The organism is Desulfobulbaceae bacterium (assembly GCA_015231515.1).
GTDB lineage: Bacteria > Desulfobacterota > Desulfobulbia > Desulfobulbales > VMSU01 > JADGBM01.
Genome location: JADGBM010000009.1, coordinates 1 through 26,999, shown reverse-complemented (window position 1 = coordinate 26,999; position 26,999 = coordinate 1). Strand labels below are relative to the sequence as shown.

27 protein-coding genes are annotated in these 26,999 nt (G+C 45.6%); 10 read left to right on the top strand and 17 right to left on the bottom strand.

Annotated elements, in window-relative coordinates; all coding sequences use genetic code 11:
• Positions 1 to 2 precede the first annotated feature (2 nt).
• Positions 3 to 476: a hypothetical protein gene (locus HQK80_02935; GenBank protein ID MBF0221177.1), complete on the bottom strand. Its 474-nt coding sequence runs from the start codon at positions 474 to 476 to the stop codon at positions 3 to 5.
• A 288-nt stretch (positions 477 to 764) separates the two neighbouring features.
• Between HQK80_02935 and HQK80_02930 the strand changes: the two genes are divergently transcribed.
• From HQK80_02930 to HQK80_02890, 9 genes are all read left to right on the top strand, one after another.
• The gene (locus HQK80_02930; GenBank protein ID MBF0221176.1) at positions 765 to 1,001 is read left to right on the top strand and encodes a HypC/HybG/HupF family hydrogenase formation chaperone; all 237 of its coding nucleotides are present in this window, start codon (positions 765 to 767) and stop codon (positions 999 to 1,001) included.
• A 3-nt stretch (positions 1,002 to 1,004) separates the two neighbouring features.
• A complete protein-coding gene (locus tag HQK80_02925) occupies positions 1,005 to 1,346 on the top strand; it encodes a hydrogenase maturation nickel metallochaperone HypA (protein ID MBF0221175.1) in 342 nt (113 codons plus the stop codon).
• A gap of 102 nt (positions 1,347 to 1,448) precedes the next feature.
• Positions 1,449 to 2,840: a sigma-54-dependent Fis family transcriptional regulator gene (locus HQK80_02920; GenBank protein MBF0221174.1), complete on the top strand. Its 1,392-nt coding sequence runs from the start codon at positions 1,449 to 1,451 to the stop codon at positions 2,838 to 2,840.
• Entirely contained in the window at positions 2,841 to 4,508 is a 1,668-nt protein-coding gene (locus HQK80_02915) for a PAS domain S-box protein (protein ID MBF0221173.1), read from the top strand. It abuts the gene before it with no gap.
• A gap of 3 nt (positions 4,509 to 4,511) precedes the next feature.
• Complete coding sequence (locus HQK80_02910; protein MBF0221172.1) at positions 4,512 to 5,156, top strand: transglutaminase-like cysteine peptidase; 645 nt, start codon at positions 4,512 to 4,514, stop codon at positions 5,154 to 5,156.
• Positions 5,157 to 5,217: 61 nt separating this feature from the next.
• On the top strand, positions 5,218 to 7,281 hold the full coding sequence (locus HQK80_02905) for a PAS domain-containing protein (GenBank protein ID MBF0221171.1): 2,064 nt from the start codon (positions 5,218 to 5,220) through the stop codon (positions 7,279 to 7,281).
• Positions 7,282 to 7,493: 212 nt separating this feature from the next.
• Positions 7,494 to 9,113, top strand: a complete 1,620-nt coding sequence (locus HQK80_02900; protein MBF0221170.1) for a hypothetical protein — start codon at positions 7,494 to 7,496, stop codon at positions 9,111 to 9,113.
• A gap of 6 nt (positions 9,114 to 9,119) precedes the next feature.
• Positions 9,120 to 10,958 carry a hypothetical protein gene (locus tag HQK80_02895; protein MBF0221169.1) on the top strand — a complete coding sequence of 613 codons (1,839 nt, stop codon included), beginning with the start codon at positions 9,120 to 9,122 and terminating at the stop codon, positions 10,956 to 10,958.
• 62 nt (positions 10,959 to 11,020) lie between these two features.
• A complete protein-coding gene (locus tag HQK80_02890; protein ID MBF0221168.1) occupies positions 11,021 to 11,374 on the top strand; it encodes a response regulator in 354 nt (117 codons plus the stop codon).
• Between the two features lie 25 nt (positions 11,375 to 11,399).
• Here HQK80_02890 and HQK80_02885 read toward each other — a convergent pair whose 3' ends face one another.
• The 16 genes from HQK80_02885 to HQK80_02810 form a co-directional block, all read right to left on the bottom strand.
• On the bottom strand, positions 11,400 to 11,714 hold the full coding sequence (locus tag HQK80_02885) for a cupin domain-containing protein (protein ID MBF0221167.1): 315 nt from the start codon (positions 11,712 to 11,714) through the stop codon (positions 11,400 to 11,402).
• Positions 11,715 to 11,810: 96 nt separating this feature from the next.
• Entirely contained in the window at positions 11,811 to 12,665 is an 855-nt protein-coding gene (locus HQK80_02880) for a cytochrome b N-terminal domain-containing protein (GenBank protein MBF0221166.1), read from the bottom strand.
• A 78-nt stretch (positions 12,666 to 12,743) separates the two neighbouring features.
• Entirely contained in the window at positions 12,744 to 13,172 is a 429-nt protein-coding gene (locus HQK80_02875; GenBank protein ID MBF0221165.1) for a Rieske 2Fe-2S domain-containing protein, read from the bottom strand.
• Positions 13,165 to 15,399 (bottom strand): molybdopterin-dependent oxidoreductase, encoded by a 2,235-nt coding sequence (locus tag HQK80_02870; GenBank protein MBF0221164.1) that lies wholly within the window; start codon positions 15,397 to 15,399, stop codon positions 13,165 to 13,167. Before HQK80_02870 ends, HQK80_02875 begins: the two co-directional genes overlap by 8 nt.
• 11 nt (positions 15,400 to 15,410) lie before the next feature.
• Positions 15,411 to 15,932: a pantetheine-phosphate adenylyltransferase gene (gene coaD / locus HQK80_02865; GenBank protein MBF0221163.1), complete on the bottom strand. Its 522-nt coding sequence runs from the start codon at positions 15,930 to 15,932 to the stop codon at positions 15,411 to 15,413.
• Between the two features lie 79 nt (positions 15,933 to 16,011).
• On the bottom strand, positions 16,012 to 16,602 hold the full coding sequence (gene rsmD / locus HQK80_02860; GenBank protein MBF0221162.1) for a 16S rRNA (guanine(966)-N(2))-methyltransferase RsmD: 591 nt from the start codon (positions 16,600 to 16,602) through the stop codon (positions 16,012 to 16,014).
• A gap of 39 nt (positions 16,603 to 16,641) precedes the next feature.
• Positions 16,642 to 17,667 (bottom strand): aspartate-semialdehyde dehydrogenase, encoded by a 1,026-nt coding sequence (locus tag HQK80_02855; protein MBF0221161.1) that lies wholly within the window; start codon positions 17,665 to 17,667, stop codon positions 16,642 to 16,644.
• 102 nt (positions 17,668 to 17,769) lie between these two features.
• Positions 17,770 to 19,299, bottom strand: coding sequence for a 2-isopropylmalate synthase (locus HQK80_02850; protein MBF0221160.1), 1,530 nt, complete (start codon positions 19,297 to 19,299; stop codon positions 17,770 to 17,772).
• 75 nt (positions 19,300 to 19,374) lie between these two features.
• Entirely contained in the window at positions 19,375 to 20,019 is a 645-nt protein-coding gene (locus HQK80_02845; GenBank protein MBF0221159.1) for a phosphatidylserine decarboxylase family protein, read from the bottom strand.
• Between the two features lie 105 nt (positions 20,020 to 20,124).
• A complete protein-coding gene (ilvN, locus tag HQK80_02840) occupies positions 20,125 to 20,604 on the bottom strand; it encodes an acetolactate synthase small subunit (protein MBF0221158.1) in 480 nt (159 codons plus the stop codon).
• Between the two features lie 85 nt (positions 20,605 to 20,689).
• Positions 20,690 to 22,390 carry a biosynthetic-type acetolactate synthase large subunit gene (ilvB, locus tag HQK80_02835; protein ID MBF0221157.1) on the bottom strand — a complete coding sequence of 567 codons (1,701 nt, stop codon included), beginning with the start codon at positions 22,388 to 22,390 and terminating at the stop codon, positions 20,690 to 20,692.
• Positions 22,391 to 22,528: 138 nt separating this feature from the next.
• Positions 22,529 to 23,365 (bottom strand): 1,4-dihydroxy-6-naphthoate synthase, encoded by an 837-nt coding sequence (locus HQK80_02830; protein ID MBF0221156.1) that lies wholly within the window; start codon positions 23,363 to 23,365, stop codon positions 22,529 to 22,531.
• A 142-nt stretch (positions 23,366 to 23,507) separates the two neighbouring features.
• On the bottom strand, positions 23,508 to 24,149 hold the full coding sequence (gene mqnB, locus HQK80_02825) for a futalosine hydrolase (GenBank protein ID MBF0221155.1): 642 nt from the start codon (positions 24,147 to 24,149) through the stop codon (positions 23,508 to 23,510).
• A 3-nt stretch (positions 24,150 to 24,152) separates the two neighbouring features.
• Positions 24,153 to 24,515 (bottom strand): aspartate 1-decarboxylase, encoded by a 363-nt coding sequence (locus HQK80_02820; protein ID MBF0221154.1) that lies wholly within the window; start codon positions 24,513 to 24,515, stop codon positions 24,153 to 24,155.
• Positions 24,505 to 25,377, bottom strand: a complete 873-nt coding sequence (locus HQK80_02815) for a pantoate--beta-alanine ligase (protein ID MBF0221153.1) — start codon at positions 25,375 to 25,377, stop codon at positions 24,505 to 24,507. Before HQK80_02815 ends, HQK80_02820 begins: the two co-directional genes overlap by 11 nt.
• Before the next feature lie 134 nt (positions 25,378 to 25,511).
• Positions 25,512 to 26,201 (bottom strand): tetratricopeptide repeat protein, encoded by a 690-nt coding sequence (locus tag HQK80_02810; GenBank protein MBF0221152.1) that lies wholly within the window; start codon positions 26,199 to 26,201, stop codon positions 25,512 to 25,514.
• Positions 26,202 to 26,368: 167 nt separating this feature from the next.
• Here HQK80_02810 and xseA point away from each other — a divergent pair.
• Positions 26,369 to 26,999, top strand: a 631-nt coding sequence (gene xseA / locus HQK80_02805) for an exodeoxyribonuclease VII large subunit (GenBank protein ID MBF0221151.1), incomplete at its 3' end; no start/stop codon positions are given.

Sequence of the window (26,999 nt, the reverse complement as noted above, 5' to 3'; positions counted from 1 at the left end):
AGCTAGGCATCAACCTCCGACAACAGTTCCTCTTTAGCAAAGAGTTTCCGATACAAAAAACCCGACAAAATAATCATCGCCAAGGAAACCATCAGACCGATCCCGTACTGATTGTGTTTATGAACAAGAGACAACACTGTGAGCACAAATAGAAACCGGAAGCCATTTTTATGAAAACATAACAATTTGCGAAGAATGTAGACATTGACAAGCGGGACCACCAAGGCAGCGACAGTTCTCATATCTAAGACACCATAGGTGACAATCTCAAAGACACTTTTAGCCGTGACCAGAAGAACCAGGCCCACCAGAACCAGAGTTAAAACCAAATATTTTTTTTGATTAGCGAGGGTGCCGTAGTTATTCAGATGATAAATTATCTCCTCATCATCGTCGACCCCCTTCATTTTCTCAAAGACCTTTTTACGGCTCAAGCCGCTTTTCAACTCCTGTACTACCTGTTTCTCAACCATCATAGAGCATATTCCTGTTCCGGATTCTCCGGTGTTATCTAAAGGTACAATCTAAAAGTTAGATCTGACTAAAGCAAGTTTGCTGTTTTTTGTAAATAAAGATTATACAGTGCTAACGGGCAATCCTTTGTGATCATTACAGTTTTCATTGAATAGCAATATGTTTCGTGGTAAAAAATATCTGCGATAAAACTTAGAGTCCCACACTAATTTTCCACAGCCTGAAAGGCTGATTACCCCGAACCGATAAAATTTCGGGTAAAACAATCACAATCTCCGGGAATAGAACTTATGTGCGTCGCTGTCCCTTCTAAAATTATCTCCATTAATGACATGTCGGCCATCATTGACGTTGGCGGTGCCAGGAGAGATGTCAGCTTAATGCTTTTACCTGAAGAGGCCCAGGTAGGCGACTATGTATTAGTTCACGCCGGCTTTGCCATTCAAAAACTTGACGCCAAAGCCGGCCTTGAAACCTTGAAACTCTTCGAAGAGATGGCAGCAAAACTTAAAGAATCCGACAGCTAGACCATGCACGAAGCCTCAATAATTATGGGAGTCCTTGAAACTGTTACCCGACAATGTCAGCAGGAGGGCTACACAAAGATCAACTCCATCCGTCTGCGCATTGGTAAAGCCTCAAGCATCCTGCCGGACTCTCTTTACTTTGCCTTTGATGCCGCCAAGATTAACACCCTGGCCCATGGCGCCGAGCTGATAATAGAAAGCGTTCCCATCGGGGGAACCTGCAAGGCCTGCGGGCACGACTTTGCAGTAGAGGAGTTCATCTTCAACTGCCAGAACTGTCAGTCAACAAAAATTAACGTGAGTCGTGGCTTTGATATGGAGATCGTTGATATGGACGTTGATTAGTTTACATGGAAGGACTTGCACATGACACTGCTTCCGTCTGCATCGGTTTTATGGTAATCCGTACAAGGAACGTTTAGCTCTCATCAAATATACAAGGGTTCGATGAAAAAAATACTTATTGTTGATGACGAACTCAGCATGCGTGAATTCCTCAAAATTCTCCTTGAGAATGAGGGCTATTCCGCTGAGACTGCCAGTGACGCCTCAAGCGCCTTACAACTTGAACATATTGAAAGTTTTGACCTTATCATCTCTGACATCAAGATGTATGGTCTCTCCGGCCTTGAATTCCTGGATCTACTTCGTGCTAAAGGCATTAAAACCCCGGTCATACTTATCACGGCATATGCCTCTCCTGAGGATGCCGTACAGGCGATGAAGGGAGGGGCTTACGATTACATCACAAAACCCTTTAATGTCTCGGAAATAAAAGAGATCGTCAGCAACGCCCTGGCAATTTCGCAGCCCGCAGCTGCAACTCCAAACAATCAATCGAGCTTTGAGGGAATTATTGGTCAAAGCCCTGAAATGCTGAAGGTTTTTGACTTAATCAAGCAGATCGGCCCAACCCATGCCAACATTCTTATCCAGGGAGAATCCGGCACCGGAAAAGAGCTCGTTGCCCGAGCGATCCATATCCACAGCAAAGCTGCCAGCCACAATTTTGTGCCGATCATCTGCAATGCAATTCCGGAAAGCCTCTTCGAAAGTGAAGTGTTTGGACATGTCAAAGGTTCATTCACCGGTGCAACCCACGACAAAATCGGCCTCTTTGAAGAGGCCGATAACGGCAGTGTCTTCCTCGATGAAGTCGGTGAACTGACCCCGCTGATTCAGACAAAACTTCTGCGTATTCTGCAAGAAAGAGAGTTCAAGCCGGTCGGCGGCACAAAAAGCATCAAAGTCAATGTACGGATCATTTCGGCTACAAACCGTGACCTTGAGCAAGAAGTCATAAGTCAACATTTCAGGGAAGATCTTTTCTATCGGCTTACTGTCGTTCCGATACGCTTACCACCGTTACGTGAACGAATCAGTGATGTGCCGCTGCTTGTTGACCATTTCCTGAAAAAATACTCCCGCATGTTCAGTAAGAACATAACGGAACTATCATCCTACGCCATGGAAGTCTTGATGAAATATGATTTTCCCGGCAATGTGCGCGAGTTGGAAAACATCATTGAGCGGGGTGTGGCGCTTGAGAACTCAAATATTATTCTACCGGAAAGCCTGACGATCTCCGCCCATAAAAAATCGGCCCTGCATGCCAAAAACACCCCTGCCCCGCCACCTCTACCACCGGCAAGCAGTTCCCCCGCCCCTTCGGGTGACCTGTTTGAGTTAGGCATGGAGGAGGCAGTTGCCCGACTTGAGCAAGAGATGATCCGCACAGCGCTCAGCCAAGCAAACAACTCGAAGATGAAGGCTGCCGAACTTTTAAAAGTCAGCTTTCGCTCTTTTCGCTATAAAGTAAAAAAATACGGAATCACCTAGTTGTTAGACTTAAGCAACCAAACCGTTCCCAACCAATCGAATCCCCAGGATCAACGCCTGCATCGACAGGTCAAATGGCTGCTGCTTTTCCGTGTTCTCCTGCTCTCCTTTATTCTTGGCATAAGTTCCGTCCTTAGAACTACAAAACCGGGGATAAACATCCCTTCCACCTACATCATTTTCGCCTTCATTATTTTTATCTATTTTTTCAGTATCATTTCAGCAGTTCTAACCAACAAACTGAAAAAATTCGCGACCTTCACCTTCTTTCAGATACTTGCTGACGCCACTTTCACAGCTATCATTGTCTATTATTCCGGCGGCAGCCGATCAATATTTGTTTTTGTTTTTTTCTTCCCGTTAATCAGCGGTGGCTTGCTGTTATTCATGCGTGGCGCCCTGACAATATCTGCCTTTAGCGTTATCTGCTATGCCTTGATCCTGTCAACTGAACATGAGCCGTTAGCCTCGTATTTCAAGTTCTTTTTCTACCAGAACCCACCTACAAATCTCAACATCCTGCTGCAGAGTTTTTCTGTCTACGGCATCAGTTTTTTTCTTGTTTCTATTCTCAGTGCCATCCTGGCGAGACGCCTGCTTACCACAGAACTAGCCCTTGACGAAACCGCTCGCAATCTTGATGCGCTCAGCGTTTTATACAAACAGATCTTTGACGACATCTCTTCAGGCATTATAACGATAGACTCTAAAGGCGTAATCACCTCCTTTAATCGTGCCGCAGAAGAGATTACCGGTTACGCAGCAGGCGAAGTGATCGGCCGTTTGGCAGACACCATCTTTTCTGGTCTGACATCTCCCACAGATCAGCATCAACGCCCGGTAATAACCTTGCAGCGTAAAGACCAAAAGAAGGTGCCTATTGGCTATTCCTGGGCAAAACTGCATATGCCCGGCAGCCAAAAAAATTATCGCGTCTACACCCTCCAGGATTTAAGCAAAATAAAGCAGATGGAGGCCCAGCTTAAACAAAACGAAAAAATGGCCGCCATCGGCCAGATTGCAGCTGGAATTGCCCATGAATTCAGAAACCCGCTTGCCGCCATCTCCGGGGCTGCGCAGGTGCTAGACAGCACTCTTAATAAAACCCAGACCAACACCAGCCTGCTAAAAATAATTACCAGAGAGTGCGCACGCCTGGAAAATAATATTAGTGATTTTCTGCAATTTTCCAAACCGGCTCACCCCGAACAGACCTGGTTGTCAATCGGCAAACAGGTGCAGGAAAGCTGGGGCATTATTCAACAAGGGGCCCAAACCACCCCTGAACTTAGTACTGACATTCCCAATAATCTTGACTGCTGGGCAGACCCGCATCAGTTAAAACAGATCCTGATAAATCTGCTTCACAATGCCGCCATGGCCTGCGCCAAGACCAGCGGCTCTGTGTCTTTGCGGGCCAACGAAGAGAAACAAGCCGACTCGTCAACTGTTTTTGTCCTTGAGGTATCTGATACAGGTTGCGGAATTGCTCAAGAAAAACTATCCAAAATATATGAACCCTTCTATACAACCAAAGAAAACGGTACCGGCTTGGGGCTGGCGATTGTTAAACAGATTATAGACGGGCATAATGGTTCTATCAGCTGCAGATCAACTGAACAAGGCACCACCTTTACCGTCAAGCTCCCCTTACCAGAGGCTTCGTAGCCGATGCATCTCCACCGTTCTGCTTTCCTGCTTTGCCTTGCCGGCTGGTTTTCTCTTCCAGCTGCTTACAGCCCTGCGTCCAGCCCTGCGTCCCGCCCTCAAAACTATTTCGAAAGCCTGTTTGGATATGGATCTGTGAGCTATGAGTTCCGCAACGACCTTCCGGAGTGGGATCGGATACTTCGCCGACACTCATTCGAAGATTTCTCAGGCGGGCAGATTTTAGAACCATGGCACATATTCATTGACAACACACGGGCTGACACCCCGTCGCAACAGATTAAAAAGGTTAATCGTTTTGCCAACCAACACGACTATGTTCTTGATATCGACAATTACGGAGTCGAAGACTACTGGGCCATTGTCCGCGAGTTTCTAAAAAATAACGGTGACTGCGAGGATTATGCGATTACTAAGTACTTCTCACTGCGCCTTCTCGGGTTCACCAATGATTCTCTTCGAATTGTCGTCTTGCAGGATACCAATTTGAATGTTGCCCATGCCGTTGTTGCAGTTGCTTTAGATGGTGATATTTTCATACTGGACAATCAGGTAAATGCAGTTTTGTCACACAAGGACATACTTCATTACACGCCATTATACTCTATTAATGAAAACCGATGGTGGCTACATATACCAAATACCTGAGCCAGACAAAATCCGGCAACAGTATTTTTTCACATAAAAACAAGAAAAACACAGGTAAATCATGAACAGTTCCCCCCAGAGCAGACCCCTTAAAACAGCGTGTTTATTTATCATACTTTTTACCGTTCTAAGTTCACTAGGTGTTCTCTTTCTAGTCAGGCATGAAAACAAACGTGACCAGAAAGACTGGCAGATCTTTCTAGAGGCCACTACAAACTCAAAGCAGCGACTCGTTGACAACTGGCTCAGCGCTCAGCTTTTTGTTGTATCAGAACTGTCGCAAAATGCCTCCTTACAGCACTACACAAGAGAAGCACGCCGACCCGGTGTTTCTCCCGGAATAAAGGAGTCGCAGCTTACATTTCTGCGCAGCCTTATACACACAACTGCTGATAAAAATTCATTTTCAGACTCCAATGCCTCATATAAACCAAAGGCCAATATTCAAAGAAAGTCGCCCAATGGCCTCGCTATCCTCAGCTCAGACCTTGAATATATCATTGGCACAACCGGTTTTGATTATAGCCCTGAACTGCTCAGGCAATCTATGAACCACCCTTCTTCAGTATCAAAACCTCGTATTACTAAGGTGAGTAAAGGAAGCGACGGACTCCCCGTCGTTGGTTTTATCGCCCCGCTTATCAACCAGAAAACAACACAGACTGACAGCGGCAAAGTGAGTGGGGTGATCTACGGCTACAAAAGCCTCGCTCCCCTCCTCGCACAGTTGAGCGCCACCTCGACAAAATACAGCAGTGAAGAGACCTTGCTGCTTTTTGAGGAACAAAAAGCAATCGTTAACATTACTCCGTTAGCCGATGGAACACAGCCTCTGATGATGAAACGCCCAGCAAACGCCCCGACGGCCTCCGCTTACGCACTCAAGAGCCCTGGAACTTTTAACCGGCTTACCGACTACCAGGGCAACGATGTTTTTTTCGTAAGCACCGCAATCAAGGAGACAGACTGGATTCTTATCCATAAAATTGACACCAGCCAGGCCCTTACCGAGTCAAAAGACCATCAACGCTTTTTAATCATCTCACTGGGCCTGGCAACCTTTCTGATCAGCTCGCTGCTGGCAGCCTCCTGGTGGTATGTCAACAGTATCAAAAAACAGGCCTTGGCCAAAGACCTTCACAGACAAAATACCCTGCTGGCTGTTAAAAACCACCTGCTCGACTCTATAAATGATACTATTCGTGACTTCATACTTCTGGTTGACAGCCACCGGCACTGTATTTTCATGAGCACTCAATTTGCCCACAAGCTCTCCTGTTCGCCCAAAGATATAGAAGGACGCACAGTTGAGTCCGTCCTGGGAATAGATCAGGCGATTATCCTAGAGGAGTATATTGCCTCCGCTTTTTCTCAAAAAAATACCATTACCACCCCGCTTTTAATGAAAATTTCCGGTGCGGTGTCCTACCTGCACGCCACCTTCACCCCTCTGCATTTTGAAAAAGCAGTGGGCGAATATGACGCAACGCTGATAACTTTTCATGACTTAACGGCTTTAAAAGCAGCTGAGGACCGAGAAAACAATCTACAACGACAACTTATCAAAACCTTAATGTCGGCTATCGACAAGCACGACCCCTATTCAGCCAATCACTCTGCTAAGACTGCTGCTATCAGCTTATTGGTTGGCAAAGCCATGAATATCTCATCCCCGGAGATCGAGACACTGCAATCAGCTGCCAGTTTATGTAACCTAGGCAAACTATCAATTGAAAAGGGGCTGTTAACTAAGGCGACCAAACTCACCGATGATGAACTGCGGGCAATCCGGATCGAAACGCAATACGCCTGCGACCTGCTGACAGATATCGATTTTGAAGGTCCTGTTACCGAGACAATCGCTCAAAAATATGAACATTTAGATGGTTCCGGCTACCCACATGGCCTTAAGGGTGCTGCAATTATCCCCACCGCACGAATCCTGGGTGCGGTAAACGCCTTTGTTGCGATGATCAGCCCTCGTGCCTATCGTGACAGGCTTTCCCCACAAAAGAGCATCGAGCTACTGATGGCCAGTGCCGATACGATATACGACCGTAAGGTACTGGCTGCCTTATTTCAGGTTGTTGAAAACGAAATTGATTGGGACAACTGGAACGTTTAACTTTCCGATTGAGTTAGCCACACTCTGCGGACCTTGGTTTCACCGCAAAGACTTAAAGGACGCAAAGGACGCAAAGAACAACAAAAAAATCTCTGCGCTCTCTGCGTCTTGAGCGAAGCGGGCGGTTTATTTCAATTTGACACTCGGAGTTGTTGCGCAGAATATAACTGGCTCCGTTTGATTTCTTTACTGATTTCAGGTAATGATGACTGATGGCAACTTTCCAACGATATCTCTTCACAATTACAGTGACTCTAATCACCCTGGCAACTCTTAGCCCTGGCTTTGCTCAGGCTACAGTATATCGTTTAGGAGTACCTGAAGAGCATAATTCACCTACCTACCAGAAGCTCTTTAACTCCATTCGCGACAAAGGCCTGACCAGAGGACACACCCTGGAGATCGTCCCCATTGCCCTGCCTGCCAATCTACAGGAAAACGAAAAGGAGCAACTCCGTCAATCGATTGCCCAACAATGTGATCTTTTCTTTTCGACTGGGGACAGCGTAACAACACTGTTTAATCTTCAGATTAAGACACCGCTTCTTTTTATCAGTACAATAAGTCCCAGCACAGAGATACCTGCCAGCATGAAAGAGACTACCACGGGTTTCTACTGGGGACCAACCGCCACCATTTTCAAAAAATCATTACGGTTCCTACCCCAAAATTCTAAACAAATTGCGATTATTTATTTTCGTGGCTCAAAACTCAGCACCAGAACCCAGACGTACGAGAAAATCGCCAATGATTTAGACATTTCATTGACCATTAAAAGCTATGCAGACGAAAATGATATAGCCCGAGTGATGACAGAGCTTAAGGCCCAAGGGATTGATGGGATTTTTCTATTTCCCCCTGCAATTCGAAACAGTGACCTTGCAGAATTAGTCAAATGGCAGATCAATCTGAAGCTGCCGATTATCGGCCAGAGCGAAGAGCATATCAGAAAGGGACTTTTGGGCGGCCCTGCCGTGGACTCCGACCTGATCAACCCCAGACTTACAGATTATGCGATTAAAATTTTTAATGGGCGCACGCCCGGGCAACTGCCCCCCATCTACCTTTCCCGCCCGTTCATGCTTAACCTGAGTACCGTCAGTAAAATTGGGGCCGAAATTGCTCAGGATGTCATTGACCAGTCAAAGATTCTTGGCACCGGAAACATTCAGGAAAGAGACGAACAAACAAACGTTCCTTTAGTACCAGGGCATTTCACCATTGGAGTCCCTGATACTATAGGCCAAATTGCCTTGCAAAACCTCCTCAACTCCCTTCAGCATTTGGGCTACAAAAAAGACGGTAACCTCACTATCGTATCGTATGATTTAGTAAACCCAACTCTCGACAAACAAGAACTGGCAGATAAAATTTCCGATGAGTGTAATCTGTTTTTCACCACAGGCAATGCCCTGCCCAGCCTTTTACAAATGCCTGAAATAGAGCACCGCACCTTTGCAAATACCTCTGAGATTGGCATTAAAATGCAGGAACTTCAGGCAGTAACCGACTTCATTCTGCTCTACCCTCCTTCGGTAACAGATGAGGATATTACTGAAATAGTTGTGTGGCAGAATAAGCTGAAATTTCCAGTCCTTGCACAAACCAGAGAGCAGATTCAGGCGGGCTTGGTGGGTGGCCCGACTGTAGACTACGACAAAGCATCGCCAAAGCTGGCCAGTTATGTTGACAAATTGCTGCACGGCAGAAAGCCAAGTTCGCTGCCGATTTACCATATTTCTGAAAATATCATTGTTAATCTAAGAGCAGTGACCACTCTCGGCCTTGACCTGCCAGAAGAGCTTATATCTCAGGCTGAAATCATTCGATAGAGGCCGATGAAACTTTCCACTCAAATCCTTACAGCCTCCCTCCTGCCCTTTATTTTCATAACGAGCTCCTATTACTATCTGACCGGCCATACATTCAGAGAACATATCAACAATTTATATCTGTCCCGAACCGAAACAGAACTGATCCAGATAGAAAAAAACTTTCGTTCGTTTATCTCTGATATGGAGGCTCATCTTAAGTTTTTTGCAGCTATCCAGCCACCTGACGAAAGTCAGGCCTCCCGTACAAGAATTAGTTTTACACACCTTCTCCAGGGTTCTGAGTCTATTTTTCAAGTTTCGGCCATTAACACCAATGGCAGAGAATGGCTTCGCGTCGAACAGTTTCCATCTGAAACCGGCAACAAACTGCTCAACCTGTTCACCTCGCCAATTTACCTGCAACCGATGCTGAATCTTTCTTTCTACATCGATAAAATTAGTTTCAGCACCAACTTCCCCATTCCCTTTATCGATATTTCCTTACCCATTAAGGTACTTAGAACCGGTGAACTCTCAGGGGTGCTCTGGGCGAAAGTATCGTTTCAAGTGGTTCAAGGTTTTCTGGAACAGTTTATCCCAGACCAAGGTAAAATCCTATTGCTCGACGGCGCCAGTGGCAACACCTTGGTGAAGGCAGACGCTACCGAAAAAGAGTTTCTCTCCGTAGAACAGCTTATGATTAAAGACATTATCAACAACAAGGAGCTTATCGGTGTTTCTAAAAGTACGCAAACCGGCTTCGAGGCAACATTTGTCTTCCGAAAATTTACAATAAAAGATTTAAATTTTGTCCTGGTCTATTACCAGCCAGACGACCAGATTTATTACCTTGCCAATCGCTTGGATTTTAACACGAAGATTTTTCTCCTGGCAGGACTGTTCCTCTTTTATATCAGCAGTTTCCTTTTAATTAAAAAGATAATCCGCCCATTAACCAAGGTAACGGAAAGCTTAAGCAGGTTAAAAGAACAGTATAAATCAGACACCGCAGTCTCTCTCGGCTCAAAATCGGCTCACGCAAATGAAGTCGAACAACTTCAACTCTCTTTCTCCTCATTCAGGGAACAACTTCAATCGTACCGGGAACAAATAGAGGCGTTCAATCATACTCTGGAAAACAAGGTTAAACAAAGGACTCAGGAGCTTCAAGACACTCAGGATATGCTGCTCCATGCCGAAAAACTCTCTGCTATTGGCAAACTTTCAGCTTCAATAGCCCATGAGATAAACAATCCACTCTATGGCATTCAAAGCATCATCGAGGGGCTTAAACTCAACAGGCATCTGGAGAAAGAGGATGTTGAACTGGCAGATCTGGCCTTATCTGAATGCAACAGGGTAAAGAATCTCATCCGAGACCTTCAATCTTTCAACCGCCCGTCACCAGGAATGAAGGCACCTACAGAGATCAATGGGCTCATAAACGATATCCTGCTCATCACTAAGAAAAGCTTAAAAGAAGGCAACGTTGTAGTTCGAAAAGATTTTGCGACAGCCATTCCCAGGATTTCTATCATTCCGGATCAGATGAAACAGGTTTTTCTTAACGTTCTAAACAATGCCGCCGACTCTTTTGACAAAAAGGGCGGGTTAATAACCATCAGCACAGAGCTCTTAAAAGCCAGTATCAGCATTAGATTCAAAGACACCGGCAGCGGCATCAGCCCTGAGCATATCAAACATATTTTCGAGCCGTTTTTTACCACCAAATCGGAGGTAAAAGGCACCGGCCTGGGCCTGTCAGTATCCTATGGAATTATAAAAAATCACGCTGGTACCATCACTGTGGATTCAGAATTAGGCGCTGGCTCAACCTTTACCATAAATTTACCAATTGATTAAGAGTGCCACAAAGAGTATCCTTAATAAAATCAGTACCATAGACAAACCAAACATAAACGGCAATGAAAACACTCTTATTAGTAGACGATGAAGATGTTATACGACAGGCTTTAAGCCGTAATTTGCAGAAATCAAATTACGACGTGACTTCTGCGGTCAGCGGCGCTGAAGCAGTCTCTTACCTGCAGAAAAAGCCCTATGACATAATCGTTACCGATTATTTAATGGAAGGAATCAATGGCATTGAACTTATGACCAAGGCCAGAGAGTTATACCCGGATATAAAAGTTATTGTTTTTTCCGGCTACATGGAACAAAATTTTGAAGAGGCCTTGAAAGCAGCCGACTGTTTCCTGACCAAACCAATCGGCTTAAATGATCTTCTTAAAGCTATCGAAACCGTACTCAACAAGTAAACACCATCACCGTCGGTATACGTTTTCATATAGGCGGTGCAATCGTTACCAGGATTCTCATATCGGTTTTCGCTTTTACACCGTGTGGTTCACTTATATCTGATATCAGCATATCCCCTGTTTTGGCGGGTATGGCCTCAGTATCGTTCAAGAACTCCCCTTCCCCCTCAATAACAACAATACTCAGCTGCCCGTCAAGTTGATGAGAGTGCACCGGAAAAAGTTGACCTGCCCGGATATTAAAATTTATAATTTTAAAATAGGGCGAATCGTGGAGCACAAAATTCTTAATTGCGATGGGATTAAACTCTCGAGTCGTATCTAGTTCAATTTTCTTCATAATCATCCCCTTTGGTTAACTATTTTCAGTTGTCTTGCCAAATGACATCGTGCCATCAACTTCAATCTACCAACGAGCGGCAAAAACTGTATTGACCTAAGTCAATGATAGGATATTTTTCAAGGCAATCAACGAAAAAACCAGATAGAGCAAAAACCAGAAACCGATAAAGATCAGAAGGGGCTTCTTTAGATTGTATTGAGGATATAAAAAAATAAGAGCGATAATCAACAGACCCGGCCAGATTATGCCTGCCCAAAAAGGTGGAATATAGCGGAGAATCTCCTGCAAGCCCATAAAGAACCAGGGGCCACTGATATGAAACACCCCTACTTGATCCGGTTCCATTGGCGCCTTTACAAATGCGCAAAACAGGATCACCAGTATAACCAGCCAAGGATGGTTTCGCCAATTCACCGTGTATCGTCTAAGGTGCTCCCAGGAAAGAAAAATCCACAAGACGCACAAGCCAACCATATGGTTTGCATACACACGCCCCATCCCCACCTCTGACATTGAGAAAATAAGGGAGTTAACGGCAGTGCCCAAAATAGGTATAGACAACATGATATTTTCGGCAATAGCGCCTGCGGCTTTGCCGGTTGCGTCATCCCGCAAGACATAGCCCGTAAATAAAAGCAGTATACTTACCGCAGACGCTAAGATGAGCAGCGTCCACCGACGCGGCGTGAGTGACTTGAATTCGCCCTCAACAATTACAACCAGCAGATGAACAACAAGAAAGAGAACAAAGAGTTGACTTGCATAAAAGTGAAGTGATCGCCAAAAATCACCAAAGGGGACCAGGATATCCAAACTGCTTGCAGAATAATAGGGTGCAGCGGGGTCATAGTGCAAAGAGACGGCAATACCCGAAAAGACCGAGAGATAGAGAGCTACTAGACTTTTTGCCCCCCACTGAATTGACAGGATACTCTTAAAGAAATTCATAATAGGTACAATTGGTTGACTACGATATGGGCCACAATGACACTAGTAGAAAGGCGCGGAGATCGTTATGTTCTGCTTTTAAACAGTAACAATGAAGCCCTTCTGGTCGCCAGTCATTTTCTTGACTTCATAACGTTGTAAGTTTTTCACAGCAGGTCCGTCTAGCCTCAGGCCTTTAACTGAAAATTTACTCTGGTGGCATGGGCAGACGAGTTGCTGGCTGGTCTCATTATAGAAAACGCTACAGCCAAGGTGCGTACATTTTCGAGAAACTGCCCAGGGCCCTTGTGCGTCGACAAAAAGAATAAAATCCTTATCAAGATGAAATGCACCGACAGCAAGATCTTTATTGACCTGTATGTGAACTGGTTTCTTGGGGAGCTTAAAATTTATAAAACGTATAAAGGGGTAAAGGGTTGCGCCCACGACCAGTGCCGTCAGCCATCGACCGCCACTGACGAGGGTGCTGCGTCTTGTTGTTTGTGCAGGTGTCGTATGGTCAGACATAGAGCTTGCGCTGGTCGCCTTTTTCAAAACTACCAAACGAATCAAGCCACCACTTTTGGTACTGTTTAAGAATTTCAGGAGGATTATCAAGGTCTGGAATAGAAAGAGGCTCTCCGTTTTTAACAAACCTCACAAAGTTAGACCGTATGCCTCGCACTCCAGAAACAGGGTCAGGCACGGATCTGGTCACCAGAGAGGCGTCGGAAACTCCATGGTTAAAGGCCTTGGTCATAAATGGAGACTTGCAGCCGAACCCATGGGGTAAAAATACCGTATCAACCCGAATACCAGGTGTAACCTTGACGCGCACGGGCTTTAAAGAGCGAATACCATCCTGATTTTCCAGAAAGAGATACTGATTATCGTGAACACCTAACTTCTTCGCCACTCGATCATTAAGCCAAAGTTCAGGCTCAGGGTTTTCCTCAGAGAGCCAACTGATATTCGCAGTAGTCGAATTCGAGTGAACAGGCGATCGACCTGAGACGAGACGGCTATACCCGGGAGGAGGGAGCTGTACAGGCTCAAACAGTGGTAGCGGCGCCACTCCTCTCTCCTGAAGCTCTACAGAGAACAGGGCGATTGGCACAACCGGCGAGGCGTCAGCACTCTCATCAGCAACTCCGTTGGTTGGCCGAATTCTCGCGAAACCATTTTTCTTGATATCAACCAATGAAACACCCAGACCGGCCATTTCAAATTGAGTTCGTTCATCTACCGAATCAAAATGAAAATTTTCGCCTTTCCCAAGCCGGGAGCTGAGCTGCTTAACTATCCAATACGGATCTTTGACAGCAAAACGCGGTTCAACTAAAGGCTGTTTGGTCGCCACAATCTGGAAATCTGCCGTTTCGATAATTTCGGCACCGTCAGAGCGCTCAAGAAAGGTTGCTTCCGGCAGGATTATATCCGCATATAACGAAGTTTCCGATGGATAGATATCGCAGGTAACTATAAACTGAGCCTTTGCAAAGGCCGACTGAACGCGATATGGGTTGACTGCCGACTGAAAAGGATTTTGCCCCCAACAGGTAATAAAGGTTATATCCTCTGATAGAATTTTTCTAAAAATTGTTGCCGAAAGTTTTTCCTGCTGATCAGCAATTTGGGTTCTCAACATCGGCTCAACAGTTCGGGCAATCTCATTGGGCGAGCCAACCATGGCGGTCAATATAGCTTGAGCCCGTAAGCGCTGTACATCATTACCGTACCAGCCTGAAAACTGACCTGGATAAATAACGCTTTCCGGTGCCGAGCTGGCGATGAGTTCAGCCGTCCGCTTAATGTCTGCGACTTCAATATCACAAATACTGGCAATATCGGTCAAACTATAGTCACGAAGCTGATCCTGAAAACGGTCCAGATCCGATATCCGTCTATTGACCTGATCCCGATTATAGAGGCCACCTTCAATAATATATTTCAACCATCCCAATAACAGCGCAGTATCGGTGCCGGGTCGAATCAGCAGATGATAATCGGCCTTTGAAGCCACAGTAGAAACCCGCGGATCAACGACAACAAGTTTAGCCCCCTGAGCTATGGCCTTGGAAAAACTCCGCAACAGGGGAACCTGAACATTTTCACCAAAATGTGACCCTAAAAGAACAATGCAGCGGGCTCCATCAAAGGCCCCAGCACCATCAACTATTTTTTGTCCGGTTAAGGCGTAGGCAGTCTCCTGATTTTTGTGACATAACTCCTGAGAAGAGGCATTACGGTGCCGACAACCAAGGTCTGCAAAAAGCTCATCGATGTACCGGGAGGATGAGCCATTATGGAACAAGGCCAAGCCGTCTGGCCCTTTCTGGGCAAGCGTTTTCTCCAGGTGCAGAAAAATTGTATCAATAGCTTCTCCCCAGCCGATACGTGCCCACTTCCCTTCACCTCTGGCCCCAACACGTTTTAAGGGGTATTTCAACCGATCGGAATCATAGAGCATTTTGGTGGCAGCCAGTCCCCGCGCACATATCTTGCCGTTTGTCGATGGTGACTCAGGATTGCCCTCAATACGTATAAGTCGTCCACCCTGAACCACGCCCGTAATCAGGCACTTTGCCTTGCACAGACCACATACAGAATGAAGGCGCTGCCCATCTTCGGCCAGCAGGTCACCTGCTGGTGCCAAACCATCATTTTGCTGAGCGGCATTTGCGTAACGGGCCAAAGGAAGCATGCTGGCAGTTAGTCCGCTATGTTTTAAAAACTCTCTTCTGGTCAAGCCCATAAAATGTTCCGTTACTTCATAAATTTTTCACGCAGCTTTTCACAGACGTGGTCTGGAACCAGACCACTGATATCGCCACCATGCCGAGCTGCGTCTTTAATAATACTGGAACTGATATATATCCACCGAAAGCCGGTCATTAAAAAAACTGTCTCAACGTCTCGTTCAAGCCTTCTGTTCATGAGCGCCATCTGAAATTCAAATTCAAAGTCGGAAACAGCACGCATACCACGAACAATCGCCCTGGCCCCTTTTCGATAGGCGTAATCGACAATAAGTCCATCCACCCAATCAACCTGGATATTGTTCTTGGATTCAGGAAAACAGTTATTGATCATTTCAAGGCGCTCCTCAAGGGAAAACAGCGCCTTTTTGGAGGGATTTCTAGCCACAGCAATGATAACTCGATCGAAAACATACAAGGCTCTTTCGATGATATCAAGGTGGCCCATCGTAATCGGATCAAAGCTGCCGGGATAAACAGCAATCCTCTCACTTGTTTTTTCAGATAAAAAAGGTTCGTATTCGGACATGAATCTGGTTGATTTGTTAAATTAGCGTTTGCAGACGGGCGTTATGTTTTTTCTAGAAAGGCGACAGAGCCGAGCAATTTTATGCCTTACGGGTATAAAACCAAAAGCCGGTGTCACCGTAAACCCTTTTGTCGTAAACTGTCAGTATGCCACTTTGTTCTGGAAGCTCGCACGCCCGATACTCCTCACAAACAACCACACCGCCCAAATTAACCAAACCATTATCACATAGTTCAGTCAACACCTGATTACAATAATTTTTCTGATACGGTGGGTCAAGAAAAACCAGATCAAACCCAACCTGCTCGCCATTTACAGGCTCTGCAGTTCTCTTACCTAAAAAAAAAAGGCCCTTTGTAATATCGCGCTTAAAGAGCTGATATGACAAAAAGCCTATAGCTTGCAGATTTCTTTTAATCAGGGTCAGCGATTCAGTGCCACTGTCGACAAAAACGGTTTCACCTGCACCTCTACTTAAGGCTTCGATGCCCAAGGCACCGGTTCCGGCAAACAGATCGAGAACCCGACATCCTTTTACCCGTTCATTGCCCAGAATATTAAATACGGATTCACGGCAACGATCAGAGGTTGGCCGAATTGCGTGCTTCTTGGAGTTGCCTTCGGGAGAAAACAGTCTGCGCCCCCTGGCGCTACCGGCAATAACACGCAAAGTTAAACCTCAACATCGCAGAAGACCGCAGAAAACTGATTACACATATTCCTCTATAAGAACTTCGGCGATCTGCACCGCATTCAAGGCAGCACCCTTGAGGATGTTATCTGAAACAACCCAAAGATTGATGCCATTCGCAATTGACTCATCCTCACGTATACGGCCGACCAGTGTTTCAAACTTACCAGCGCAATCAAGCGCCATGGGATATCGGCTATTTGCAACATCATCGACTAGTCTCACGCCTGGCGCATCAGAAAGCAGCTCTTTTACCTGCGCCGCACTGATTTTCTCTTTGGTCTCGATGTTGACGGCCTCGGAGTGTCCGTAAACAACAGGCACTCTGACCGTTGTCGCCGTCACACCGATGGTAGAATCTTCAAAAATTTTGATGGTCTCATTGACCATCTTCATCTCTTCTTTCGTGTAGCCGTTATCAAGAAATGAATCGATATGGGGGATACAGTTAAAGGCAATCTGATGAGGATATACTTTATTTACCAAGGGTTTTCCCGCTGCCCAGTCACGCATCTGTTGGTGCAGTTCCTCAATCGCGGCAGCCCCGGTTCCGGAAACAGCCTGATACGTAGAAACAACTATTCGCTTGATGCCAACCTTATCATAAATAGGTTTTAAGGCAACCAGCATCTGAATGGTAGAACAGTTAGGGTTTGCAATAATCCCTCGTTTTTTGTACTGAGCAATCGCATGTTTATTGACCTCTGGCACAACAAGTGGAATCTCTGGATCCATGCGAAAGGCACTTGAATTATCAACAACAATTGCCCCTGCCGCGGCAGCTGCCGGCGCAAAATCAAATGACCGTGTAGCACCAGCCGAAAACAAGGCCACGTCAATACCAGCAAAGGCATCCGTGCTCAACAGCCCAACCGCTATCTCTTTCCCCCTGAATTTGAGCTTTTTGCCTACCGACCTCTCAGAAGCCAACAGCCGCAACTCGTTAATCGGAAAGTTTCTTCGTTCAAGCGTTTCCAGCATGGCACCACCGACTGCGCCTGTTGCACCAGCTATGGCAATATTATATCCATTTTCTCTACTCATTTTCTGCTCCACAACTTTTGTATTATTATAGGTTTAAAGGACTCACTTCCACAGACAGGCAACACATTTGCAACACCCCATGCCCCAATTCTTGATAGTAAGTTATTTGTCGCGAGTCTGTTTTAAAAACTCAAGGCGATTAAGACCATTAAGATAGGCTTTGGCGGCAGCTGTAATTATATCAGGGTCTGCTCCCTGTCCCAGAACAACTTTGCCACTCTCGTCTTCTATACGCACCATCACTTCCCCTTGAGCATCAGTACCGCCGGTAATCGAACTGACAGCAAAGTAGAGAAGTTTACTCTTGGTGCCCGTCAAGTTGGCGATAGCTTTAAAGGTGGCATCAATAGGCCCAACTCCCAATGATGCACCCGTAACCTGCTCGCCATTAACTTTGAGCATAACCGCAGATGTCGGCAGGGTTTTGCTGCCACTCATAGCTCCAAGTGACAACAACTCATACGATTCGGGAACTCGAAGAACTTCATCCATAATAATGGCTTCAAGATCCTCGTCAAACATATCTTTTTTGACATCCGCCACCTCTTTAAAGCGGTTAAACACCCTGTCAATTTCGTCTGATCCCAAACTATAACCCAGTGTTTCGACCCTGTCCTTTAGAGCATGGCGGCCGGAATGCTTACCCAAAACCAGTGAGCCCTGGGTAAGGCCAATATCGATCGGGTTCATTATTTCATAGGTACTGCGTTCCTTGAGCATTCCATCCTGATGAATACCGGACTCGTGAGCAAAGGCGTTAGCACCAACTATCGCCTTGTTCGGCTGTACGACCATACCAGTAATTGTACTCACCATACGACTGGTCGGGTGAATATACTCGGTGACAATGTCCGTGTAGACATTTGCCTGATCAGCTCTGGTGCGAAGTGCCATAACCACTTCTTCCATGGCTGTGTTACCAGCCCTCTCGCCAATGCCATTCATGGTACACTCTACCTGGCGGGCGCCAGCCCTGATCGCAGACAAGGAGTTAGCAACAGCTAAGCCCAGATCATTGTGGCAATGGACACTTAAAACGGCCTTATGAATACTTGGGATATTTTCAATCAGATATCGAATCTGAGCGCCAAACTCATCCGGCATGGCATAGCCGGTAGTATCAGGGAAGTTAAGGGTCGTGGCACCAGCCTTGATAACAGCCTCAAAAACTTTACAGACAAAATCAAGATCACTTCGCGAGGCGTCTTCCGCAGAGAATTCAACATTGGAGGTGTATTTTGCGGCATGCTTGACAGAGGCAACCGCTAAGTCGAGGACCTGATCACGACTCATCTTCAGCTTATGCTTCAAATGAATATCTGAAGTAGCCAGAAATGTATGAATTCTTGAATTTTCACCGTTTTTAAGGGCCTGCCAAGCCGTATCAATATCTTTCTCATTACAACGGGCCAGGCCTGCCACCTGAATGCCCTTTATATTGTCAGCAATATTCTTTACACAACTAAAATCACCCTTTGAGGCAACGGGAAATCCTGCCTCAATGACATCAGCTTTAAGTTTTACAAACTGCTGGGCCAATCGAAATTTTTCCTGCATATTCATGCTGGCGCCGGGAGACTGTTCACCATCACGCAAGGTTGTGTCAAATATAAATATTTTTTCTCGATTCATTGATTGATCGCTGTTTTTACTCATTGTAAATCCTCAGCACTAGTACTTTTAGCTGTTCAGAAGAGAGATAATCACCTATGACAAATACCCTAGTATGGTCTCACCAGCCTTAATCTTGTCTCCAAGTTTCACAGCAATTTTTGTATCAACCGGAAGGTATAGATCAACCCGAGAACCAAAACGAATAAGACCAAACCTTTCGCCTTTCACTAAAGTATCACCTTTTTCCGCCCAGCAGACAATTCGACGTGCGATCAGGCCAGCCATCTGGACAAAGGCCAGTTTGCGATCAGTATCGGTCTTAAGAATGACGGCGCAGGTCTCATTTTCCAAAGCCCCTCGGTTAGTATTGGCAGAATAAAACTGCCCTGGAGTGTAGATAATTTCATCAACCGTCCCAGAAAAAGGGGCCCGATTTACATGCACATTAAAAACATCCATAAAAACACTGATCTTATAGACCTCGGCCTTGACAAATTTATCATCAAAAACCTTCTTAACGACAATTACCTTTCCATCGGCAGGTGAAACAAGAGCCTCCGGATCATCTGTTACCCAACGCTCCGGATCCCTGAAGAAGTAGAGCGTAAAACCAGTAAGGACTATCCCGCCAATTGCGGTAAGGCCATAGCCAAGTAAGGCGGTGACAATTGTCACAAAGGCCGCAAACAGGATAAAAGGATAACCCTCTCGGGCAACTGGAACTCGTGGATTTTTCATAGTAGTTACCAATAAAACAACAAAGCACCACTTAAAGAAGTAGTGCTTCGGGTTAAAATCACACCCTCAAAAAATAAAACAGGTTGTGCGTGCTGTGTGAATTAATTACTTTATCGCCCTGGTCATGGCTGCGGTACCAGTCCTGACTATCTCCTGAATGCCTATAGGGCGTAAAATATCAATTACCGCCTGTATCTTGTTGGCATTACCGGTTATCTCAACAGCGTATGTTTTAGGACTTACATCAACAACTTTACCCCGGAAAATGTCGATAACGCGTAGCACCTCAGCCCTTGTACCCGCCTCAGCCTTGACCCTGATAATGGCCATCTCACGTTCAACATATTCATGTTCACTCATATCAGTAACCTTAATTACATCAATAAGTTTGTGAAGTTGCTTGGTGATTTGTTCAATAATTGCGTTATCGCCGCTTGTCACCAGCGTCAGGCACGAAACCTCTTTTTCAAGAGTAGTAGCCACAGAAAGACTCTCTATATTGAACCCACGTCCACTAAACAATCCAGTTACCCTGGAGAGTACTCCAGGTTTATTTTGCAGTAATACAGATAAGGTATGTCTCATTTGTTTTTCCTATTCATTAGATCATTAAACGCTTACAAAAGCCTTTATACTTTTAGCAACTGCCTGTCATCGCAACAAGGGAGAATCACACCAGCAGCATTTCGGTAGTGGCCTTGCCAGCAGGAACCATCGGATAGACTCCCTCTTCTCTGCTGATAACAAAATCCATGATAACGGTATTGTTGGTAGCCAAAGCTTCCTTGATTACCGGTTCAACTTCACTTGGCTTAGTTGCGCGCAGTCCGACTGCACCATAGGCCTCTGCAAGTTTAACAAAATCAGGTGCGACATCAAGGACGGTGGCCGAATACTGTTTGTTATAAAAAAGTTCCTGCCACTGCCGAACCATTCCCAAATAACTATTATTCAAGATGGCAATTTTGACAGGACATTTATACTGCCGTGCAGTGGCAAGTTCCTGAATATTCATCTGAATACTGCCATCGCCGGCGATATCGATAACAACCTTATCAGGCGCTGCCATCTGGGCGCCAATTGCAGCAGGGAATCCATAGCCCATAACACCAAGACCACCGGAAGTCATAAAATGATTCGGTTTATTGAAGTGATAGAACTGCGCGGCCCACATCTGGTTCTGCCCAACTTCCGTGGTAATAATGGCATCACCACCAGTCAACTCATGGAGCTTTTGAACAACAAACTGTGGTTTTATAACATCAGTCTCTTCAATGTATCCAAGTGGATGTTCAGTCTTCCACTCTTTAATCTGAGCAAGCCATGGCTCATGAATGGCAGCCTGCTCCTTGACATTAAACTCTTTGGTCTTGTCCAGCCAGGCATTTATCCCCGCCAGTGCGTTCTTACAGTCGGCAACAATCGGGATATCAACCTTGACATTTTTACTTATTGATGAAGGATCAATATCAATATGAATAATTTTTGCGTGTGGTGCAAAGGCAGAAATTTTTCCAGTTACACGATCATCAAAACGTGCACCGACGGCAATAAGCATATCGCAGTTTGCCACCGCCATATTGGCGTAATATGTACCATGCATACCAAGCATACCCATAGAAAGAGGGTCCGTTCCCGGAAAACCTCCAAGCCCCATAAGAGTCATGGTGACAGGAATATTAAGCTTCTTGGCTAGCTCGGTAAGCTCCTTACTTGCCTTTGAAGCAATAACTCCACCACCGGCATAAAGGACGGGTTTTTTAGCTTTAAAAATGGCCTTACAGGCTTTTTCGATCTGTCCTGAATGTGGCTCATAGTTTGGACGATACGTTCGCATCTTAACCGGAGCATTCTCCGTGAAAGTAACCTTAGCAACCATCACATCCTTGGGCAAATCTATAAGTACTGGTCCGGGGCGACCAGTGCGAGCGATATGAAATGCCTCCCGAATTGTTGGGATGAGATCGTTAACGTCTTTGACCAGATAATTATGCTTCGTGCAGGGTCTGGTGATTCCAACAATATCTACTTCCTGGAATGCATCATTACCAATTAAAGCTGTTGGAACCTGACCAGTAAAGACAACCATTGGAATTGAGTCAAGATATGCCGAAGCTATTCCAGTTACAGTGTTGGTGGCACCAGGACCAGATGTGGCAAGCGCAACCCCGACATCACCTTTTGTTCTGGCATAGGCATCTGCAGCGTGTACAGCTGCCTGCTCATGACGGACTAAGACATGGGTTATCTCTTTATCCTTAAGTAACTCGTCATAGATATCTATGACTGCTCCACCTGGGAATCCAAAGATACAACTGACATTTTGTTCTTTCAGGCATTTCAATAGGGCCTGTGCACCAGTGATTTGCATAAACGTATTATCCTAATATTTAGATTAATAAACCATACTATAAGCGCTATTCACTAAACTCCTTAAACGAACCATCAAATATATCCGCATTGCCGGAGATGTCAACAAGCTATTTTTGTGTTTCGACAGTTACCCCGCTCAGCACTTAAGGCAAACCTGAGAAGCCCTGCCGGGGAAAGCACCGCAACCATAACCCCTGTCCAGGAATTCATGGATGGCAGCAAGGCCTTCATGACCAAGATTAACGGAAAAATCATTTACATATAGATTAATATGATTGGCAATAACGGTATCATCAAGCTCTTGAGCATATCGTTTAATATAATCGTGGCATTTTTCAGGATTCTGACGCGCCCACTGCAAGCTCTGTCGAACACTCCCATCAATTTTTGCAATAAGTTCAGGCCCTAAATCCTTGCGAACAGCAATACCCCCCAGAGGGATTGGGAAACCGGTTGTCTCCTCCCACCACAAACCCAGGTCCTGAACCAACTCCAATCCGTGTTGCCGATAGGTAAATCGACTTTCATGTATAATAACACCGGCCTCAACTGATCCAGAAACAATTGCCGGCATAATCTGATCAAAGCGCATCTCTTTGAGCTGTGTAAACTCAGGAAAACACATCTTTAAAAGTAGTGACGCCGTAGTAAATCTGCCGGGAATCGCAACTGCTTTGGGGCTGGAAAACCGAGCCCCTTTTTTGCAGACAAGTAATGGGCCGCATCCTCGCCCTAAAGCACTCCCGGAACATAACAACTCATAGGAGTCCAACACGTGCCCCAAGGCATGAAAGGACAGTTTGGTAATGTCCATTTCAGCGCTCATTGCCCAGAGATTCAGGGTCTCTACATCTTCATAGTGCACTTCAGACAAGGAAAACCCGTCTGGGCGCGTCATGCCGTTCACCAGGGCGTTAAAGATAAAGGTATCGTTGGGACAGGGAGAAAATGCAAGAGAGAGCGATGGATACATTCGGCGGTCAATATCCTGATGCTTGAGATTATTAGTGCCTTACAGAGTATTTTCTTGTTTTTTTTTACAAGAAAATACTCTGCGAAAGGCACTTATCCCGTTCATCGGGGTTAGATCATTACGGTAACAGTTCAGGGAACTCTTACAACGATTCAACGATGCAGGCAACAGCTTTAGCACATTGAACGGCAGCCTCCTCAAGTTTCCAGGAGGCCGGGTTCCTGTTTTCAACAAAATTACTTATCGCCCTTACTTCCAGGCATGGCAGATCAAACTGTTGGCAAACCCTCATAACCGCCGCACCTTCCATGTTTTCACACAGCGGCTGAAAGCGTTTCCAAAAAAATTCCGCTCGACTGTCGCTGCCACTCACCCCATTAACAGAGATAAACGAACCTTTCCGGGAAGTCAGTCCCGAGCCATAAACGGCTGAAGATGCAGCAGACAGCATGGCCCGATCGGCCTCCCAGAAAGTAGGGAGATCAAGAGAATCAAAGGCCTCAATGCGGTCGCCATAACATATTCCCAGGTCAGCCAGGCGCTCATTTTCGGCAAGGCAGATATCCAGCAGCTTGACTCCTGTTTGGTGAAACCCCCCGGCAACCCCAAAATTAACTACGCCGCTGACAGTTCTACCGCGAGTTGAGCCTATAAAGCTGGTCAGGGTAATGGCTGTCTCGAGTAACCCTACCCCTGTAATAAGGTGGCAATACGTATTGTGCTGACCGAGCAAATCAGTGAGTGGTTTTAGTTCAAGCTCTGTTGCTGCTGCGAGCAATAGCATAGTCTATTTTTCACAGATAGCTTTGATGCTGTTATCTTGATTGAGCACAACAATCTGCGGTTTATAGTTCACCAGCTCATCATCGGTAAAGGCTGCGTAACTCACGATAATTACCAAATCGCCAACCAGGCCCTTACGAGATGCGGCACCGTTTAGCCCGATAATTCCACTTCCGCGCTCACCCTCAATAACGTACGTTTCGAAGCGTTCACCGTTATTAATGTTATATACACCAATTTTCTCAAAAGCCACCAAACCAACAGCATCCATCAAATTCCGGTCAACCGACAGACTTCCCTCATAACTGAGATGGGACTGCGTTACCGTGGCACGATGAATTTTTGATTTTAGCATATCACGTTTCATAAATACTCCTCACAGGTATAGCCACCAGATACCCGTTGTCAATCAATCGGGTCTTTCCAACTCTCACCGCCAGAGCCATTACCGAGCTGGAACAGACTTGTTTCTGCTCGATAAGGGTTAAATCATTAACTACCGATATATAATCAATTTCAGTAAACTTTACTGCATTAATACATTCAACTGCCTTTTCAATAATAACTTCAGCATCCCTTTCCCCTTGTGCAACTGAACTCCGTGCAGCCTCTAGGGCCGCAGAAAGGCACAAGGCCGACATCCGTTCACCAGGATTCAGATATTTATTACGGGAACTCATCGCCAAACCGTCTGGCTCACGAACAATCGGGTGACCAATAAGAGTAACATCCCAATTCATCTCCGTTACCATCTTTCTGATCACCGCCAGCTGCTGAAAATCTTTTTGGCCAAATACAGCCACCTGGGGCTTAACAATATTAAACAGCTTACCCACGACAGTTGTCACCCCATCGAAATGACCGGGGCGAGAACCGCCACAAAGATTCTTGGTCAGGTCCCCAACCACAAGGTTACAGCTAAAACCTTCCGGGTAAAGCGTCGATCTTTCGGGGGCAAAAAGAACATGGACACCACTCGCCTGAGCCCCTTCCCTGTCCTCATTAAAGGTTCGCGGGTATGCGTCAAAATCTTCGTTTGGACCAAACTGAAGCGGATTCACAAACAAACTTGTTACGACCCGATCGGCACGACTGGCTGCCTCTCGCATAAGGGCCAAGTGACCCTCATGAAAACAACCCATAGTAGGTACAAGAGCAATAGTCTTGTTGGCGGAAATCTGCCTGTTTGACCAGGCAGTCATCTCCTTAGGGGTAGTAATAACTTCCATATTTTGATTTTGGTGATTTCCGAGAACAGACTAAAAATTAAAAAAGAATTTGGCCCGGCAACTCGGGGGCGAGCCGCCTTTTATATGGCAAATCTTTCTTGTAATTAGTTAATCCGAGCAGTGAAGAATTAAGGTCACTGAACCCCTTTGAGTTGAGATATACGACCTTCTACCCAATCTTTTGTTGGACCAGGGCCCACATCCGGCAGATTAACATACCCCTGATACTGTGTTAAGGCCTGCTTAAAGTCCCCCGCCTCCTCAGCTATCCGACCGAGACCTAAATGGCCCTCGGAAGCGAATCCAGGTATCTCAATAAGTTCCTTATAGATTTGTTTTGCCTTCACAGTATCGGCAAGGTTCTCATAGGCTTGCGCTAAACTGAATTGCACAAGAGGATACAACGGATTTTTCGAGGAAAGGTTGTCTAAAGCTGATGCATAAAAGCCGGCGGCCTCTTGATACTTTCCATCTTTAAGGGCTAAGTGCCCCAATTCAACCTGTGCCCAAACGGCGCTTCCGGAGCTTGCATACTTGTCGGCAAGCTCTTTAAGCTGCTCGGCCTGAACCGCAGTATCATCAGCCGAAATAGCATCGTAAAGCATTGTCGAAGATTTTTCGCGCTGCACAGAACTGTACTTGGCAAAACCCTCCCAGGCCAGAAGACCAACAAACAAAACAGCAATCACAATCTTAATGTTTTTAGAGTTACTTCGAATAAAAGTAATTAAAGCAGGCGGCAGATTCATCTCTTCAAGAATCGCTCGTTTATCATGCGCCAGGGTATCTTCGTGTTTCTTATTAAAAACATCTGATTTAGCCATAAGTATCCTTTGCGCTGTAAATAACAGCACCATAAAACTTTCAAATTAAAAGTGAATATTGATTTGTATGCTAAGCTAGCGTATCATTAAAAACAACGGTTACTATTAACCACTCATCTGCGTTTTGAACAACAAAAAAATTTGTTTTGTGGTCACCTTATTACAACATGACGACACTCTTTGGTTCATTTTCCGGCCCGCGGTCTGCCAACAGCATTCAATCAGTTACGGAAATCAACCGTTCAATAAAACTAATTTTAGAAAACGGCTTTTCGTTTATCTCAGTGCGCGGCGAGGTTTCCAACATTCGTAAACCCTATTCCGGGCACCTTTATTTTACCCTCAAAGACGAATCCTCCCAGCTTCAGGCTGTCCTGTTCAAAACTCAGCAACGCTATCTATCGAAAGAGCTTGCCAATGGCGATAAAATTATCTGCCGGGGCCGCATTTCAGTCTACGAACCCCGAGGTGAGTACCAAATCACTGTCGACTCTATCGAATTTTCCGGCGAAGGTGAGTTGCAGCTTGCCTTTGAACAGCTCAAAAAGAAGCTTGATGCCGAGGGTCTTTTTAGCTCGGAACATAAAAAGAAAATTCCATTTTTGCCTCGGGCAATTGCCTTAATAACCTCCCCCACAAGTGCAGCAGTACATGATTTTTTGAAAATTTCAGGATCCAGGTTCGCCTCTCTGCCCATAGAAATTTACCCAGTGCGTGTACAAGGAAATGAGGCAGCCCAGGAGATAATTTCTGCTGTCCAGCAAGCCAACAATCGAGGTGTCGCAGACGTTATTGTTA